This is a genomic window from Virgibacillus sp. DJP39 (assembly GCF_049310925.1).
Classification (GTDB): Bacteria; Bacillota; Bacilli; order Bacillales; family Amphibacillaceae; genus Virgibacillus_F.
In genome coordinates, this window is sequence record NZ_JBMERP010000075.1 from 1 (window position 1) to 17,548 (window position 17,548).

At 38.2% G+C, this 17,548-nt stretch carries 15 protein-coding genes and 1 other RNA gene; all 16 read right to left on the reverse strand.

The window, feature by feature from the left end:
* Positions 1–145 precede the first annotated feature (145 nt).
* Positions 146–517 (reverse strand): VOC family protein, encoded by a 372-nt coding sequence (locus ACOI1D_RS17465; RefSeq protein WP_422503029.1) that lies wholly within the window; start codon positions 515–517, stop codon positions 146–148.
* Between the two features lie 99 nt (positions 518–616).
* The gene (locus tag ACOI1D_RS17470; protein WP_422503031.1) at positions 617–3,070 is read right to left on the reverse strand and encodes a S8 family serine peptidase; all 2,454 of its coding nucleotides are present in this window, start codon (positions 3,068–3,070) and stop codon (positions 617–619) included.
* Between the two features lie 159 nt (positions 3,071–3,229).
* Entirely contained in the window at positions 3,230–3,901 is a 672-nt protein-coding gene (locus tag ACOI1D_RS17475; RefSeq protein WP_422503033.1) for a response regulator, read from the reverse strand.
* Positions 3,879–5,732, reverse strand: a complete 1,854-nt coding sequence (locus ACOI1D_RS17480) for a GAF domain-containing sensor histidine kinase (RefSeq protein ID WP_422503035.1) — start codon at positions 5,730–5,732, stop codon at positions 3,879–3,881. The genes ACOI1D_RS17475 and ACOI1D_RS17480 overlap by 23 nt, the downstream gene beginning before the upstream one ends.
* 240 nt (positions 5,733–5,972) lie before the next feature.
* Entirely contained in the window at positions 5,973–6,674 is a 702-nt protein-coding gene (locus ACOI1D_RS17485) for a LutC/YkgG family protein (RefSeq protein WP_422503037.1), read from the reverse strand.
* Between the two features lie 106 nt (positions 6,675–6,780).
* A complete protein-coding gene (locus tag ACOI1D_RS17490; RefSeq protein WP_422503039.1) occupies positions 6,781–8,196 on the reverse strand; it encodes a LutB/LldF family L-lactate oxidation iron-sulfur protein in 1,416 nt (471 codons plus the stop codon).
* A gap of 65 nt (positions 8,197–8,261) precedes the next feature.
* Positions 8,262–8,981 (reverse strand): (Fe-S)-binding protein, encoded by a 720-nt coding sequence (locus ACOI1D_RS17495; RefSeq protein WP_422503041.1) that lies wholly within the window; start codon positions 8,979–8,981, stop codon positions 8,262–8,264.
* Between the two features lie 131 nt (positions 8,982–9,112).
* Positions 9,113–9,814 carry an ABC transporter ATP-binding protein gene (locus ACOI1D_RS17500; RefSeq protein ID WP_422503043.1) on the reverse strand — a complete coding sequence of 234 codons (702 nt, stop codon included), beginning with the start codon at positions 9,812–9,814 and terminating at the stop codon, positions 9,113–9,115.
* Positions 9,807–10,580, reverse strand: a complete 774-nt coding sequence (locus ACOI1D_RS17505) for an ABC transporter ATP-binding protein (RefSeq protein ID WP_422503045.1) — start codon at positions 10,578–10,580, stop codon at positions 9,807–9,809. Before ACOI1D_RS17505 ends, ACOI1D_RS17500 begins: the two co-directional genes overlap by 8 nt.
* On the reverse strand, positions 10,561–11,526 hold the full coding sequence (locus ACOI1D_RS17510; protein WP_422503047.1) for a branched-chain amino acid ABC transporter permease: 966 nt from the start codon (positions 11,524–11,526) through the stop codon (positions 10,561–10,563). Before ACOI1D_RS17510 ends, ACOI1D_RS17505 begins: the two co-directional genes overlap by 20 nt.
* A 21-nt stretch (positions 11,527–11,547) precedes the next feature.
* Positions 11,548–12,420: a branched-chain amino acid ABC transporter permease gene (locus ACOI1D_RS17515; protein WP_422503049.1), complete on the reverse strand. Its 873-nt coding sequence runs from the start codon at positions 12,418–12,420 to the stop codon at positions 11,548–11,550.
* Between the two features lie 217 nt (positions 12,421–12,637).
* Positions 12,638–13,789: an ABC transporter substrate-binding protein gene (locus ACOI1D_RS17520; RefSeq protein ID WP_422503051.1), complete on the reverse strand. Its 1,152-nt coding sequence runs from the start codon at positions 13,787–13,789 to the stop codon at positions 12,638–12,640.
* Positions 13,790–14,048: 259 nt separating this feature from the next.
* Positions 14,049–14,232: non-coding RNA, 6S RNA (gene ssrS, locus ACOI1D_RS17525), on the reverse strand.
* Positions 14,233–14,284: 52 nt separating this feature from the next.
* Positions 14,285–14,425, reverse strand: a complete 141-nt coding sequence (gene sspL, locus ACOI1D_RS17530) for a small, acid-soluble spore protein L (RefSeq protein WP_422503052.1) — start codon at positions 14,423–14,425, stop codon at positions 14,285–14,287.
* A gap of 54 nt (positions 14,426–14,479) precedes the next feature.
* Positions 14,480–16,084 carry an acyl-CoA synthetase gene (locus ACOI1D_RS17535; protein ID WP_422503056.1) on the reverse strand — a complete coding sequence of 535 codons (1,605 nt, stop codon included), beginning with the start codon at positions 16,082–16,084 and terminating at the stop codon, positions 14,480–14,482.
* A gap of 340 nt (positions 16,085–16,424) precedes the next feature.
* Positions 16,425–17,267 (reverse strand): pyrroline-5-carboxylate reductase, encoded by an 843-nt coding sequence (gene proC, locus ACOI1D_RS17540; protein WP_422503054.1) that lies wholly within the window; start codon positions 17,265–17,267, stop codon positions 16,425–16,427.
* Positions 17,268–17,548 lie beyond the last annotated feature (281 nt).

The window sequence follows — 17,548 nt, forward strand, 5'->3', positions numbered from 1 at the left end:
ATTATTGGTGCTCGATAATCCCGGGTTGGTGCTCGATTTCGGCTGTGTGGTGCGCGATAATCTGTGGTCGGTGCTCGATTTTCAATCAGTCTACAAAAATCGGCGCTGCCAAGTTTCGACAGCACCGATCTCATTGGATGTAGGATTACTTAACCCATTCTAAAAACTCTAAACGGTTTCCAAATGGATCATCAAGATAAAATCTATTAGCACCTGGAAGACGGTTATCAACCTTAACTATTATATTCTTCTCTTTTAAATAACCTTTCAATGATTCAATATTATCTACTTGGAATGCGGGATGTGCCCTTTTTGCGGGAACAAAATTCTCTTCCATGCCAATATGTAAGTTAATTTTTCCAGCTTCAAACCAAACACCACCATTTTTTCGTAAAAGTTCAGGTTTTTCAACTTCTTTAAAACCGAGTAAATCAACGAAGAATTCTCTGGCTTTATCTTCGCCGCCTACTGGTGCAGCTAGTTGCAAATGATCAATATCAATGTAATTAAATGACATTCTGTTACCTCCCTAGACCTATTATGACTTCAATGTTTTACTTATATCATAACATTCAAAAGACCAGTTTCAATTAAGAAACTGGCCTTTTATTTAACCTTATCTAAAAAACGCGTTAAAATAACGAGTCATAGCTACAGCAAAGTCACCTCTTAAAACTTCTTGATTCGGAGAAAAATTTGCCTTTATAGTAGGCTCTAAATCATATTGACCCTGTGTAACAGAAAAAGTAGCGTTGAGTATATTTAGGTCTAATGCTAACTGAACATAACCCTTAAATTCATTAGGTATGTTACCTGCATCATCAATTATAACCCTCTGATCTTTATACTGGACAGTGAGATCGCCCTCAAATGACCGCGCCTCTTCTTGTAAACCAAGACTTTGTACAAGAGAGTATGCAAGTTCTGCTCGAGACACATCATCTTTTGGCGAAAATTCATTAGAAGCATTTGCCAACATAACCCCGTTTTGAACTTGAGCCTTATCTTTGATAGATGCACCGTTTGCAAGCACAGCTTGAACAAATGGGGATATATCACTTGAATATTCAGTAGATAATGATTGTCGTATCCCTGCACCCATTACTAAATATTGAGCTAATTCCTCTCTTGATAATGTAGTATCGGGCTTGAAATTATCACTCTTATATCCATCAAACAACCTTTCTTTTATTCCCATTTGAATAGCAGAAGAAGCCGGGTGACCGCTTATATCATCTAGCCCTGAAAACCCACTTACTTTTGTAAAAGCTAGTGATCCTTCCACTGTTTCGGGAAGGGCTGCTCCTAATGGATTCGCCTCGTCCCCTCGTAATCCCCGTAATTCAACTTTCCAAGTTCCAGTAATAGGAGAATTTATCGAAACTGTACGATTCGTATATAAAGGAAATAACAAGCTTATTCCTGAACTGTATTCTGCTCCGTCTGGTGCTATTAATACCAAATTCACCGGATTCCCTGTTTCCTGAAGTATACCCCTTGCATCTACTTTGGCAACTAAATTAGACAAACCTTCTTCGACTTTAAATGAATATTGATTGTCGGATACAAGTGTTACAGGATTATAATCTACTTGAAAACCCTGGCGACTCGTTGTCGATTCTACATTACTGTTAAAGCTTTGATACATATTTACTGTATTTCCATAATCTCTAGCGATATTAAACGCCTTGTCAACTGCTGCATAGGCATTAGCATACCCAGCACCAACTTCCCAAGCCTCATAACCTGGCATGTTTGTTGCAGTCTTTTGTACAATTTCTTTTATTTCAGAAGGCGATAATAACGGATTAGCCTCTAAAATTAAAGCTACTATACCTGCCAGATGAGGTGTAGCCATGGAAGTTCCACTCATAGAAGTGTAGTAAGGCAAGTATGCAGGGTCGATTAATTCTGCATCCTTTTCCGCTGCCAAGGAAGACACAGGTGCTAAGGTTCTAGTGGAAATTATATCGACGCCTGGAGCAGTTACTGTTGGTCGATCCTCCCAATTCCATGTTTGGCCATCCATTTCAAAGGAGCCACCTACTCCATTCGTGCCACGTGAGGAAAAGTCAGCAAGAGTTCCATCCTTTTCACCAGCTGCGACCGAGATAACCCATGGAGCTTTTGCATAAGGGTTATGCGTATTTTCCCCAGGTCCAGAGTTTCCAGCAGCAAATAAAACGGTTATTCCACGATCAAATGCTTTCTTACTTGCAATATTCACGGGATCATTTGGATTAAACTCACCTGAAGACCCCCAAGAATTTGTAATGACACGAATATTGTATTCAGACTGGTGAGTAATAGCATAATCAAATCCACCGATTGAATCTAATATGAACAATGCTGCACCTGACCCATAACCAATCAAGTCTGCTCCTGGTGCAACTCCTTCATACATACCTCCAGACATTTCACCTGTTCCACCTACAGTACCTGCAACATGCGTGCCATGACCGGAATTAGTATCTGTATTTGGAACATTTTCGACATAAGTTATTGGTAACAGCCCTGGAGCTAAACTATTGAGGTTTGCATTTGCCGCAACGTTTTGCACTAGGTTCTTGCCATACTCAATATCCTGATGAGTACCATCTACACCACTATCATTTACTACAATCCCTATTCCCTTACCGGAAACCGGAAGACCACCATTCTGTTTTCTCATTTCATCATCGGTACGAACCTTGTCAACCCCAGTTAAGGCAGTCGAATCTTCGTTATAGTAGGATAGCTTACGATTAAGATAAATAGAACGTATTTTATCATTGCTTTTTAAGGCATTGATTTGCTTCTCAGTAATTACTGTAGCTACCATTGGTAAGGATTTTAAGGAAATCCCTTTAGTAATACCTGTATTTTCTAAGAGGTTTAAATTCTCAGTTGTAGGTTTGTCATCTCCGTAGAAGGTTATAATAACCTCAAATTGATTTTCACCATCTTCTATAGCCTGCTGCAATAGGGGATCTATTGTTACAGAATCCGAGGCAGCGTTTGCTTTAGTTCCAGCAAATAAAAGTGGAAACACTAAAACTGCGATTAAAATCAAATGAATAAGTTTTTTCAATTTTTTCTCCTCCTAATTTTATTAATCTTCTTTCACTTTAATTATGAATTAGGAGTACAAAATTTTCTATTAAGCAAAGGTTATAAAGTAACTAATAAAGGCACTATTTAACTTCATACAAAAGTATTACTAATCTAGTGCTTTTGTTAATCCACAAGGTCAAATGTCATTTTTTGCTTTTTTTAAACCTGGTATTGGTACTAGCTGGTTTTGAACTGCGTGAATAATTGCCTGAGAGCGACTTTTCACTTTCAATTTCTTAAAAATTTTACTTACATGTATTTTAACAGTCTTATCGCTAATAAAAAGCTTATCTGCAATCTCCTTATTACTTAATCCTTCTAGTAAACATACCAGTACCTCTTTTTCTCGTTCACTTAATTGTCCTGACTTTTCAACTTTTGATTCACTCTTTTGTTGGTGAAACGTTAACAACTTTTTTGTCATGGAAGGGTGAATAACTGATTCCCCTCTTGCAACTTCCCTTATTGCTTCTATGACCTGCTCAGAAGGGGAATCTTTTAACAAATACCCATCCGCCCCTTCTCGAATAGCTGACATAAAATATTCTTCATGACTGTGCATGGTTAAAATGCAAATTTTAATAGTAGGAAATCTTTCTTTTAAAATTCCTGTAACTTCTATTCCGTTTCGGATTGGTAAGTTAATATCCATCAAGACAATATCAGGTTCTAGATCACCTACCTTGTCTAAAGCCTCATCTCCTGAAACTGCTTCTCCTACAACTTTGATATCACTTTCAAGTTCAATAATGTTTTTGAGACCGTCACGTAATACAGCGTGATCGTCAACTAACATAATCTTTATCAAGACTCTTCCCTCCTTCTATATCCATTTTCGGAATATACACAGATAGTTCCGTACCATCTTGTTCATTGCTATTTATTTGTAGTGACCCATTAATTTTTTCAACAATCTCATTCATATTTAATATTCCAAAGTGGGAGTTGTCTGTAGCTTTAATCATTTCATGAAGTAAAGAAAATCCTACACCGTAATCTTTTATTCGCAATAGTATTTGATGTGTTTGATAGCTTATCAGAACATCAATCCTTTCAGTTTTACTGTGCTTTAAACTATTTGTTATGCTTTCTTGAAATACATTGAACAACACTTTTTCGGTCATTGAACTTAACGAACATTCTTTTCCCCGAACTTCAAAGTTTACATCAACTTTACTTTCCATCATTATATTATCTATTTTTTTAGCAATCGCCGGAATTAGCCCGACTCTTTCTGTCGGATACGGCCTCAGGGCATAAATGGATTCACGAACTTCCTTTAAACTGTTTCTTAGCTTAGAAATACTACCTGAAATTAGATTCAACGTATCATCTGGCTTTATTCGATATTTTCGTTCCGCTGTTTCTAGGCTCATTATTGCACCTGCGAGTGATTGAGCAACACCATCATGAATTTCTCTTGCTATTCGGTTTCTCTCCTCCAAGATAATTGTCTTTTCCTGCTCTTTAATTAGCGATCTTGTTTTAATTACAATTGCTAGCTGGTTCGCAAATGTTGCAATTGAGCTAGTGTCATCTTCACCAAAGCTCTTTGTTCTACTACGACCAACTATAAAAATACCAATAATCTCGCTATCTATAATAAGAGGAGCATAGACAAATGATTTAATATGTACGTCAAAGCAAGCAGAGGCAATGCCAATGTCTGTTTTACGATTTTCATAAAGAGTAAGTTTTTTCATGTTTTCAATAATGTTGATTTCTTCATCCTGTAATTGAAACTTTTCCTTAACTCCCCCTTCTGCATAGGTTTTAATCCACTTTTCATCGGTTTTCACCCATAATCCACTTGCATCTACATCTACGAAGGCGTGAAAGCTTGATTTCATACTATCAAGCCAATCCTCTGTCGGGACCATTGTGTTTAGTTCTGAGGTAATGGAGAACAAAGCTTTTAATCTACTCTTCTCCCTTCTAAGCCGAAAAATAACAGCACTTAGTAATGATAGTCCAACTAATGGTGAAAAGAAGAAGAAAAAGGAGAAGAAATCAATTTGACCTCGGTTTTGGCTACTTAGTAGAAATAACGTAAATCCATAAACCAATGAAATAGCTGCACTACTTAGTTCTGAAAGTGTTTTTTGTTTCCACGCACTAAATGGATATGCTTGTGGACGTAAAGCCAACACTATATCAACCATTAAATTATTGAATATGTGAAAGAAAATCAGGAGAACAGCATATTCCAACACTTCACCTACAAATGTTGAATTAAAGAAAATGTAAGGTTCAAGTATATTTGCTAGTTTTACAGAAATGTAGAAACTCAAAATTAATTGTGCTGTATTAAACGAAATAATACGATAAGGACGGCGACTGATTATATTAACTATAAGTACTGATATTGCATAAATAATCAACGTGTAAGCAAGACCTGATATTAAAAAAAGTGTAAATATTATGGGGAAGTTAATGGTAGTATTGCCCTTCCAAACAGGGATGGGGTAATATTCGCAAATTAAAATAAACACTGCAAATAATAGTAAGATAAGTGGTTCCTTAGGAGTATGCAACTGTAATGAATAAAAAAGAATTAACCCAGCTCCAACGATAGATATTAACGCCATAAATATTTTAGCGTTTGTTTCTTTCGATTGAATAAGATGTTGTCGATTCATTTTATACCCTCTAATCATTAATTAAGATATTTTAATTGTATACGAAGGGAATAACTATGCCAAATATTATCAACAATCTAAAAAGTCTAGATTAGTCTAATGAAAAATACACTGACCAATCTAGACCCAAACCCAGTTAGTTTGTATGATAATTTTCTCAAATTAAATGGGAAATAGCTATTGACTAAATGGGGTAATCATCTAGTACAAAGGTATTATATTAATTAATTAAGTAGTTAATTACCGGTCATTAACTACGATATACGACACTCTAACGGGCCCATGAACACCGACGACAAGGTTGTACTCAATGTCAGCACTGTTGCTTGGTCCAGAGATGAAATTAACACAGGAGGCGATTGTTTCACCAGCTGCAATTTTCCGATCAATTTCTTGGGTAGCCTGTGTAATCCTGGGAACGATCGTACTTTTAGGAATGATTGCAATATAAGTAGTTGGCAGCAGACTTATGGTCCGCGCTTTGTTCTTGTCATTAAAAATTACAACTGTAGCTGATTCTGCCAATGTAATATCACTGAAGGTTATTCCTATATTAGCATTTTTGGCAAGTTCAATATTTTCATTGCCGCAGGACGGGTCCCACGTATAAACAGTTTCCTGGTTTAAAAAACTACTTAGACCATATTCCTCAAAAAGAGAGTCTTCAGGTACAATGACTTGACCACCCCCGTGATCTGTAACCATTCCTCCTAGAACATCTGGGAGAGATGCAGTGCTTGTTTCCACTACATTCGTATGAATTTTTTTACAGGCAGATTTAAATTCGTTCAAAAGTTCATCTGCTGACAACTTCTCAAATACTTTTAACTGGGGCATAAACTGTTTATCTGGGCGGTTTACTTCTTCCACGCGGTCTCGTCCTATGCTTTTAGCGATGTTATCTAAAAATTTTTCCCTATTGTGAATTTTACCTTTGGACATCGTCGACATCTCCTTTCTGGGCAGGTAAGAAAGTATAAAATCCTTTCTTACTGCATAAGTGCAACTAAGGCTTTCGCCATTAAGGCTTGGCGATAAGCCAAGTTTTCTAATGATGATCAAACCATTTCCGAAAGCTCTTCTTACTTGGAACAGGAAAATCACGACTGTTGGTCCAGTCTTTTAATGGCCCGGATCCTTTAGAGATGCTTCCTTCTTTCATGAAGGGAGTTGTTAAAATAGGCGCTGATTTCATTGCTATTTTATACAGAGTGTTAGTTGAAGCAACCATTCCAAATCCTTTCATAGCAAGATTTTCACCAGCAGACACTTTTCCCTTACCCTGGACAATTCGCTCTCTGTGCCTGATAAGCAATTCATGCAGTGGAATATTAACCGGGCATGCTTCTGTACAGGCACCACAAAGGCTTGAGGCAAATGGTAGCTCTTCATGATCCTCATAACCCGCAAGAATTGGGGAAAGGACTGCTCCAATTGGCCCTTGATAAATTGAGCCATAAGCATGACCACCGATTTGTCGGTAAACAGGGCACACATTAACACAGGCTGCACAACGGATACAATGTAGCGCATCCTGAAACTCTGTCCCCAGTGCATTTGAGCGGCCCCCATCTAAAATAACCAAATGAAAGTCTTTTGGAACATCAACAGAACCTTCCTCAACCTCTGGTGACACTGCAGTCACATATGTGGATAAATTTTGCCCAACAGCACTGCGGCACAACAGACTGACAATCACATCGAGATCTTCCCATGTTGGAACAATCCGCTCCATTCCCATTACACTTATTTGTGTTTCTGGTAATGTCGTCACCATATTAGCATTACCTTCATTGGTCACGAGTGTAACTGTACCAGAATCGGCGACTGCGAAATTACACCCAGTGATACCAACATCTGCCTGCAGAAACTTTTCGCGTAATATTTTACGTGTATATGCTGTTAATTCCTCTGGATTTTCTGTGCCCTGGTAGTCTATTTTATCCCGATAAGTATCCCTGATTTGTTCCTTATTTTTATGTAATGATGGCGCAACAAAATGAGATGGCTTATCGTCATCAATTTGTAAAATGTATTCTCCAAGATCTGTTTCTAAAACATCACACCCCATTTCTTCCAACATTTCATTCAGGCTAATTTCCTCGGTCACCATCGACTTGGTTTTCACAATATTTTTTGCGTTCTTTTCCTCTATAACATCATGAATATAACGATTTGCTTCCTCAGCGGTTTCAGCAAAAAATACATGCCCTCCACGCTCAGCTATATTCTCGCTTAACTGGTTTAAATAATAATCAAGGTTTTCTAACGTATGTCGGCGGATTTCTTCACCTGCATTGCGCCATTCCTCCCAATCACCAAGACTCTCGTCGCCGGTAGTTGCCTGAATCTTTTTCCCCCTCAGACTATCCTGGGCGGTAGCAATCGCGTTACGCATAAATGTGTCTTTTAATTCCTGATCAACATGGTCGTAAAAGTTTTCATTTCCAATTTTCATCGCCATCATCGGAGCCCCCATTTTGAATCATTATAGATTATAAGCTACTTACTCAAACTTATCATACCTAATCACTTAAGCTGATTCAGTACTTGCGCAATGTGCATTACTTCAATCGGTTTTCCGAGACGATCAATTCGACCTTTAATGTTCATTAAACAACCACTGTCAGCACCAATCAATACAGTTGCTCTCGTTTGCTCAATATGTTTGACTTTTTCATTAACCATCTGCTCGGATATAGAAGCCATCTTCACCGAGAACGTTCCTCCAAACCCACAGCAGTCATGACAATTCGCAAGCGGTTGCATTTCCAGTCCTTCGACATTTTCAAGTAACTTTATTGGAGCATCAACTACCCCTAATAAACGTGTCATATGACAGGATGTATGATAAGTTGCTGTAGCTTCGAATTTTGCACCAACGTCCTCTACCTTTAACACATCAACTAAAAACTGTGTGAACTCATAGGTTTTGCTTGCCAGAATTTCCGCTTTCTTACGCCATTGTGGGTCATCATCAAACAAAGTAATATATTCTTCAAGCATTGCTGCGCATGACCCAGATGGTGTTACTATATATTCTGAGCCCTCAAAAGCCTTTATCGTATGCTTTGCTATCCGGGTTGCTTCTTTCCGATAACCACTATTGTATGCTGGCTGGCCACAACACGTCTGTTCTTTTGGGAAATCCACCTCACACCCTAACCGTTCAAGTACTTCGACGACATCTTTGCCTACATCTGGGTAAAATACTTCTCCAAGACAAGTTATAAATAAGGATACCTTCATCTGATTTCCCACCTTTGTATTTATGGGTTAATTTCTATGCATGGGTGATACGCAAAATTAATAGATACATGAAGAGGGAATTCATTGGAATGAATCCCCTCTCTTATTCACAACACAACTAATATAGAAGCTTAACCTCCTAAATAGGCTTCAGCGATACGTGGATTCTCAAGTAGTTCTTCTGTTTTACCTTCTGCTGTTATCTTTCCTGTTTCCAGGACATATCCATAGTCGGCCACTTTCAATGCCTGCCTTGCATTTTGCTCTACCAGAAGAATCGTAGTGCCGGTTTCATTGATATCTTTAATCATTTTAAATATATCCGCTACAATTAGTGGGGCCAAGCCCATTGATGGCTCATCCATTAACAATAGTTTGGGTCTTGCTAGCAGTGCCCTAGCTATGGCAAGCATTTGCTGCTGACCACCTGACATTGTCCCTGCTAGCTGGCTTTTTCTTTCTTCTAGTATAGGAAACCGCTTGATGACTTGTTGTATATCTTGGTCTACCTCGTCATCTTTTCGATGATAAGCACCCATCTCAAGGTTTTCCATTACAGACATTTCAGCGAGCATTGCCCTTCCTTCAGGTACAAAAGCAATGCCTTTACGGATAAGCTGATCAGGTCGATTTCCAGTTACTTTTTTCCCAAGAAATTCAATTTCTCCTTGCTTTGGTTTTAACAGGCCAATAATTGTTTTCATTAACGTTGATTTGCCAGCTCCATTAGCTCCAAGAATAGTAACAATGCTGCCTTCATCAACTTTAAGATCGATTCCCTTTAATGCTTGAATGTTTCCATAAAACGTTTCTAATCCTGTTACGTTAAGCAATATCGTCATCTCCCTCCGAACCGAGATAAGCTTCGATCACTTCCGGATTATTCTGAATAGCTTTCGGTTCGCCTTCAGCGATCTTCTTACCAAAGTTTAAAACGACAATACGATCACATGTCTTCATTACAAGTGGCATGTCATGTTCAATAAGTAGAACCGTAATTCCCATTTCTTGTATTCTCATAATTAGTTCATGTAACTCTTCTGTTTCCCGTTCGTTCATCCCAGCAGCTGGTTCATCAAGAAGTAACAATGTAGGATCACTTGCTAATGCTCTAGCAATCTCCAGCCTTCTTTGCTGGCCGTATGCAAGATTCTTTGCAACAGTTTCCTGTTCTTCGAGCAAATTCACCTTGCCCAATAGTTCACTTGCCTTTTGATTAATTTTCTGTTCTTCTTGCTTTTGGGACTTTGTCCGGAACACACTACTCCAAACACCTGAAGTGTTTCGACAATGAGTCCCCATCATTACGTTTTCTAATACCGTCATTTCAGGAAATAACCGGATGTTTTGAAACGTACGACAAATACCTTTTTCGGTTATCTCGTGAGGCTTTAACCCATTGATTTTCTGTTTTGTTAACAAGATCTCACCTGAAGTTGGAGGAAGCATAGCCGTTATCATATTGAACATTGTCGTTTTTCCAGCGCCATTAGGCCCAATCAACCCTAAAATCTCACCTTGACGAATGGAAAAGGATACTTCAGACAAAGCGGTTATTCCACCGAACTGTTTGCTGACTTTATTTATTTCCAGTACCACGCTTACTCCCCCTTCCTATACGTTTTTTAAACCACCGAACCATTTGTTCATCAATAATCCCCTGTGGCCGGTAAGCCATCATGACCACCAATAGCAACCCGTAGATCATGTAACGATAATCGCTAATAAATCGTAAAACTTCAGGGAGCAATGTAAGAAAGAAAGCACCAAATATAGCACCGACAACAACTTCACTACCACCGAACACTGCAAACACTAAAATCTCGACGGCCCTATGGTATGAAAAATCAGCTGGACTTATATACGACAAAACATGCGCATATAACGCTCCAGCAAGCCCTGCAAATACAGCTCCTTGAGTAAAAGATAAAACTTTGTAATATGTAACATTTACTCCCATTGAAGCTGCAGCCTGCTCATCCATTTTTATGGCAGAAAAAGCTCGACCTACGCGTGAGTTACTTTGCCTCACAAAGAACCAGACCAAGGCAATAACGACTAGTAATAGTACGATAAATATTGATAGAAATACAAACTGATTGGTTTCTAGTCCAATTGCTTCAGGATCAAAACCGAATTTTTGCAGAAATTGTAGGATTTCTCGCCCAAGCTGAGGTATCCCCCCTATTCCAATCGCACCTTTTGTAAGTGAGTCCGTGTTCACGAGAAATACCCGTACAATTTCCCCGAACCCTAATGTAGCAATAGCCAGAAATACACCGTGTAATCGTAATGCCGGGATCCCAACCAAGATTCCAAAAACCCCAGCTAGACTAGCTCCAGCTAAAACACCAACTAACAGAGGTATTTCGAAGTTTGTCGTCAGCAATGCGGTGGTGTAGGCCCCAACAGCCATAAAACCAGCATTCCCTAGGGATAATTGTCCTGAAGCCAGTGTTACATAAATACTTAAGGCAAGAATAATATTTATTAAAATAAAAGAGGCAACTTGTAAATAATATGGATTTATCAATTCTCCTAGCATGGATTCACCCCCTTAAAGCCATCATGCTGTTTTCTTTCCGAATAGCCCTTGTGGTCTTACAAGCAAAATAATGATGATAATAATAAACGCAATGGCATCACGGTATCCAGAGTAGCCCATAACCACAATCAAAGTCTCTGATAGACCTAGTATCATTCCACCAGCCATTGCTCCTTTGACATTTCCCATTCCTCCTAAAATAATGATGGCAAGTCCTTTCAACCCGATTGACAACCCCATCTGCGGGTTAACAGAGCTGAACGCCATACCAACCAGGATTCCAGCAATTCCTCCAATTGCTGATGCAAGAATTACTGTTATAGTAATAATTCTTTTCGTGTTAACACCAAGTAGACTTGCAGTTTCCAAGTTTTCTGCGGTTGCACGTAGAGCCTTTCCTCCTTTTGTTTTTAGTAGCCAATAAGATAAGGCAATCATTAATGCAATTGATATGCAGAATATAATTATTTGTACTATGTAGATATTAACCGAACCAATAGCAAATCGGATTTCAGAAAAACTATTTTGAACTGGTTGATTACCAGAACCAAAAAGGTGGTCAGCCAGATTTTCAAGAAAGATTGAAACACCGATCGTACTAATTAAGGGTGCAAGATGGGAAACATTCGGCTTGTCCCTTAATGGGCGTAATGCAAATCGCTCAAGTAAATATCCCATTATTGCTGTTACTACAACTGCTGCAACAAAAGCAAGCCACAATGGGCCTTCCAACGTACTGGTTATGACAACTCCCATAAATGCACCAAACATAAAGATTTCGCCATGTGCCATGTTAATGATACCGAGCACACCAAATACTAAAGTATACCCAAGTGCAACAATGGCATAAATGCTTCCTGTAGTAATTCCGTTTATCAATTGTTCTAGTAACATAACATCACATCCTTTGGCTTCCTGCTAAGTGATTTTTCAATAATAATAAAAAGCCTCGCCATCCCATTATCCTAAATGCCAATGGCGAGGACTCATTGTATATTTAACTTTTTCTAACGTTAGATATACTACTTTAGAAAACTTGGCTTTTAGCGAAAGCCTTAGTTACACTTTTAAGTAGAAAGGTTTTTAACTTTCTTTACTGCTTCAACTACCTTTATTCCTCAAAAACCTGGAATTTTCCGTCTTTGATTGTAAGTACGATAGGATCCATTACAACATCGCCCTCTTTATCAAAGGAAATATTTCCAAGCACACCACTAAAATCTTTCGTCTTAGCTAAAGCATCACGCAATTTATCCCGATCTGCCTCCCCAGCTTTTTTCAAAGCTTCTGCCATAATGTAAAGACCGTCATAAGCCTGAGCAGCGAATTGATCTGGTTCTTTACCATATTCTTCTTTGTAGGTAGACACAAAATCCTGAACCTTTTTGTCATCTTTACCTGTAAACCATGGTGTCGCTACAATTAATCCATTACCTGCATCCCCAGCTATCTCAATAACTTGTGGAGAATTGAATCCGTTTCCTCCAACAAATGGAACGTCAATCCCAATAGACCGAGCTTGTTTCATAATTACTGCACCTTCATTGTATAGAGCTGAACATAAAATCAAGTCTGGGTTTAAGTCTTTAATTTCTGTTAGTTGTGCTTTGTAATCCGATTGTCCTTTTTGAAACGTTTGTGTAGTTAAAACTTCAAGACCTAAGTCTTCTGCAGCTTTTTTCATAGAATCATACCCTGATTTAGTAAAAACATCATCATTTCCGTACATAATTGCTACTGTCTTAGCATCATATTTCTTAACAGCTTTTTCTACGGAAGCTGGAATAGCTTGTGACTCAGGTATTGAATCTCTAAAAACATATTCTCCAATTTGCGGAATTCCCTGTGCTGTAGTCGAGGTACCCAATATAGGAACTCCATTTTGGTTAGCTACAGGTCCTACTACTTCCATTTCCGTACTTAATGTTGGTCCTATAATTCCCGTAACATTTTCAGAATTCATTAACTTTTGAGCAGATGAAAGTGCCTGATCTGGCTTCCCTGCAGAATCCTCAATAACTAGCTCAATGTTAACTTCGCCCTTCTCGTTAATTTCCTTTTTTGCGAGCTTCAAGCCATTTGTGATAGCCTCACCATAAGCAGCTCCAGGTCCACTCATATAAGAAATAACACCAATTTTAGCAGAAACTCCGGAATCTGATTCATTCGAGGACCCTGATGCATCTTCATTATCACCACATGCTGAAAGTGTGAGCAAAACCATCAAGCCAGCAAGTACTAGAAATGTTCTAAATAATTTCATAAAAATACCCCCATTTTTCTATAGTCTAAAATCTATTTAGCCCTCTTAAAGATTAAAGAATAGTATAAGCCATTGGTTATTATTTTTCAATATAGAATTTTAAAATAATTTAAAAATCTTTTATGTGAGAATGTTTTACTGGGGGTTTTAACTAAGGAAACAACGAATAGACAGAGGTTGACTGCTTTTAGGAATTGAAGATCTTTAACTACACAAAAAGACCAGTTCCGCTAAGAACTGGTCTGTTAATTTTATAAGTTATGAAGCCACAATTGCCGTATTCAAATAAAAAGTTTTAAACCACCACTCCTCAAAGTGGGTGTTTGCAAGAACCTTCCTGTCTTCCTCTCGATTGGAGGCTCGACATTCCAACTCTTATATAAAACTCCCTATTATAATGTTAGAGGTTAAAACTTTGTTTAATACGAACAATGTAGCTTAATTACATCTTACTACTTCACCATTAAAATGGCAATGGAAAATTAGCCCAAATTCTTATCTTTTTGTATTCGACTTCTTAGCTTTGTTCTCCAAATCCGACTTCGGTCTCTGGCTTGCGGCATCCTCAGATTGACCTTGTGGATTTACACTTGTGTTTACTCTGCCCTTCTTTTTTACAAATTCATTCTCATTCATTCCAAACACCTCCATTTAATAGTGTTTGAAAAATAACCATCAATTATACACCCCCTACTCTTCCCCAAGGTTTTCGTACTGATCACGCAGTGCCCGTTTTAGTACCTTACCACTTGGGTTTTTCGGTAAACTTTCTGCAAAGTCTACGTATTTTGGCACTTTAAAAGTGGATAGCTTAGACTTACAGAATTTTATTACCTCATCCTTCGTTAGTCTAGCTCCCTCTTTTTGGACGATAACGGCAGTAACTGCCTCAATCCAATATGCGTCTGGGATACTCACTACTGCTACCTCAGATACCCCGCTTAATTGATAAATTGTTTCTTCGACTTCCCTGCTAGATACGTTTACCCCACCAGTGTTGATCATGTCTTTTTTTCGATCAACAATGGTAATATAACCTTCCTCATCCATTACACCTAAATCACCACTATGGAACCAACCACCGCGAAATGCTTCAGCTGTTTTCTCAGGATCATGTAAATACCCTTTCATTGTGTGTGGTGTACGGTGAACAATTTCCCCAATTTCGTTATGTGGAACTTCATTATCCTCATCATCCACTATTTTTGTTTGCACATTTAATGAAGCCTTTCCAGCTGAACCAAGTTTTCTAAGTTGATCTTCTGGTTGCAATGCAGTAGCTAAAGGTGCAACTTCAGTTTGACCATAGAAGTTCCAAAACCTTGCATTCGGTAACCGTTCTGAAAGCTCTTTAAGGATTTCCCTTGGCATAATTGCAGCACCGTAATAACATTTTTCTAATGTAGATAGGTCATGTTTATCAAAATCGGGATGTCGTAGTAATGCAATCCAGACGGTTGGCGGACAAAAGAGTTGTGTTGCACCTTCCTCTTCAATTGTTTTTAATATCACTTCAGGACTGGCGGCACCAAGAACAATCCCGCTTGACCCCAGATAAATACTAGGTCCTAAAAAGACGTGTAGTTGCGCGCTATGATACAGTGGTAATGCATGTATCGCAATATCACGAGCCTCCATCTTCCCATCAACTATACAGCTCACATATTCACTTACAAGCGTCTTGTGCGTAAGCATAACTCCTTTTGGACGCGATTCTGTCCCACTTGTGTACAAGACATGTGCTAGATCATCATCCGCAATCTCAGCTTCTACAAAGTCAGCCGGTTGGCCTTTTCTCAGTATAGACAATGCCTCCCAGTCTGATAAATTATCTTTCCTCTCACATGTCAATGGAACATCCATTAAGTAACGATGATTAATTTCAAGTGTACCTGCTGACTTGTCCAGTACCGTTGCAAACTCACTAGAAGCAATAAAGCCACTAACTTCTGCATGCTCTAAAATGTACTGAACGTCCTCGATAGAGAGCATATAATTGATTGGGATCATCACTGCACCGATACGTGCTAAAGCAAAGTTTACTGTAACAAAATCTAAACTATTTCTAGACATGACTGTAATCATGTCACCTTTATTCATTCCTCTTTCTAAAAAAGCGTGCGCAGTTTGATTTACCATGTCATCCAGCTCAGCATATGTTAACCTGTCTTCTTTATAGGCAATAGCGAACTTGTTAGGAGCACGATCCCTTGTACGTGCCAATAAATCACCCAACGTATTCCTCCTGGCCCGTTCTAATATATTATTAAGTGAAATCTGCTCATTGCTCTGCATGTTCATACACTCCACCTCTCTCTAAAATTTATTGAATTTTCTACCTTTTATTTTATTTCAGATAAAGAGGAATGGCAAGTTATTTAAATTAAAGACTGAGGCCATGCCCGCGGAAAGCGGAGTGTTCTGCCGGAACGGCGGCTTCAAAAGAAAGAATTCACAATGTCGCAATATACATCAACTGCGAAGATTAAAGAGCAACAAAAATTACTCAGTGTGACATGTTCCCATGCAAAGCAGCGGTTTTAATCGAACATTTTTGTACTGTTAAAAAAAAATAAGAAAATAGACATAAGCTCCATTGCTTATGTCTATCACGAATTCACTTATTTAATTTTTTTCATGAAGGAACTAAAATATTATCAAGCTCTTTACTGATTTCTTTTGACCTTTTTGCCGCATGATTTACTGCTTGTGAGATAGCTACCCCACCATTATGCTTTTTCAATGCATTCAATCCAGCTGCAGTTGTACCATTCGGAGATACAATATTATCAATTAATTCTGCAGGTGTTTCCTCATTTTCCATAATCATTTTTGCTGCTCCATACACTGTTTGGGCAGCAATTTTACGAGCCATCTCATTGTCCATTCCACTTACCTGGCCGATATTTTCCATTTGTTCCATTAAATAGTAGAAGTATGCCGGACCACTTCCTGCTATTCCTGTAAAGATATCCATTTGGTCTTCAGGTATTACATATACTTCACCCATACATGCAAGAAGTTCTTCCACCATAGCAGCATTTCCTTCATCGGTGTAAGCACCAATTGACATCGCTGTAGCAGATTCCTGTATCATACTTGAAGTGTTAGGCATTACTCGAATTACTTTTTGCTCAGGATTTAATCTTTCCTCCATATATGAAGTAGAAATACCTGCCAATACAGAAATAACTACTTGTTGTTTTGGAATTAAATTTTTGATAACTGAAAGTGTTTCTTCTGCTCCCTTTGGTTTCATTGCCAAAAAGAGAAAGTCAATTTCACTATATGGTAATTCTGTAATCGAACTTATTCTTACGCCATACTTTTCTTTGAGTAAATTTAAACGATCCTGATTACCTCTATTAGTAACTATAATTTGTTGGGCTGGAATCTTTTCTGTTTGAATCATGCCTGAAATCATAGCCTCAGCCATATTCCCTGCACCCATAAAAGCAATTGTTTTTTGGTTTAACATGCAATCTCTCCTAAGTTGTTATTTCTTCCGATCTTTTTCTTTCAACCTTTGTATTTTAACATCTGTATATTTAGTTTCAAGGGGTATTGGGGAATTGATATGTATACGCATCAAATAGTTAGTAAAAGCGTTACCATTCCAATTTAATGGTTACCTAATCACTGCTCACCGTCTTTAATCACTCTATATCGTGTTAAATGAAGAAAAAATTCTACCTATACGACACTATTATAAATATAGTAAAAATTTAGCACTCATCTCAGTTTGATGAATATAGTACA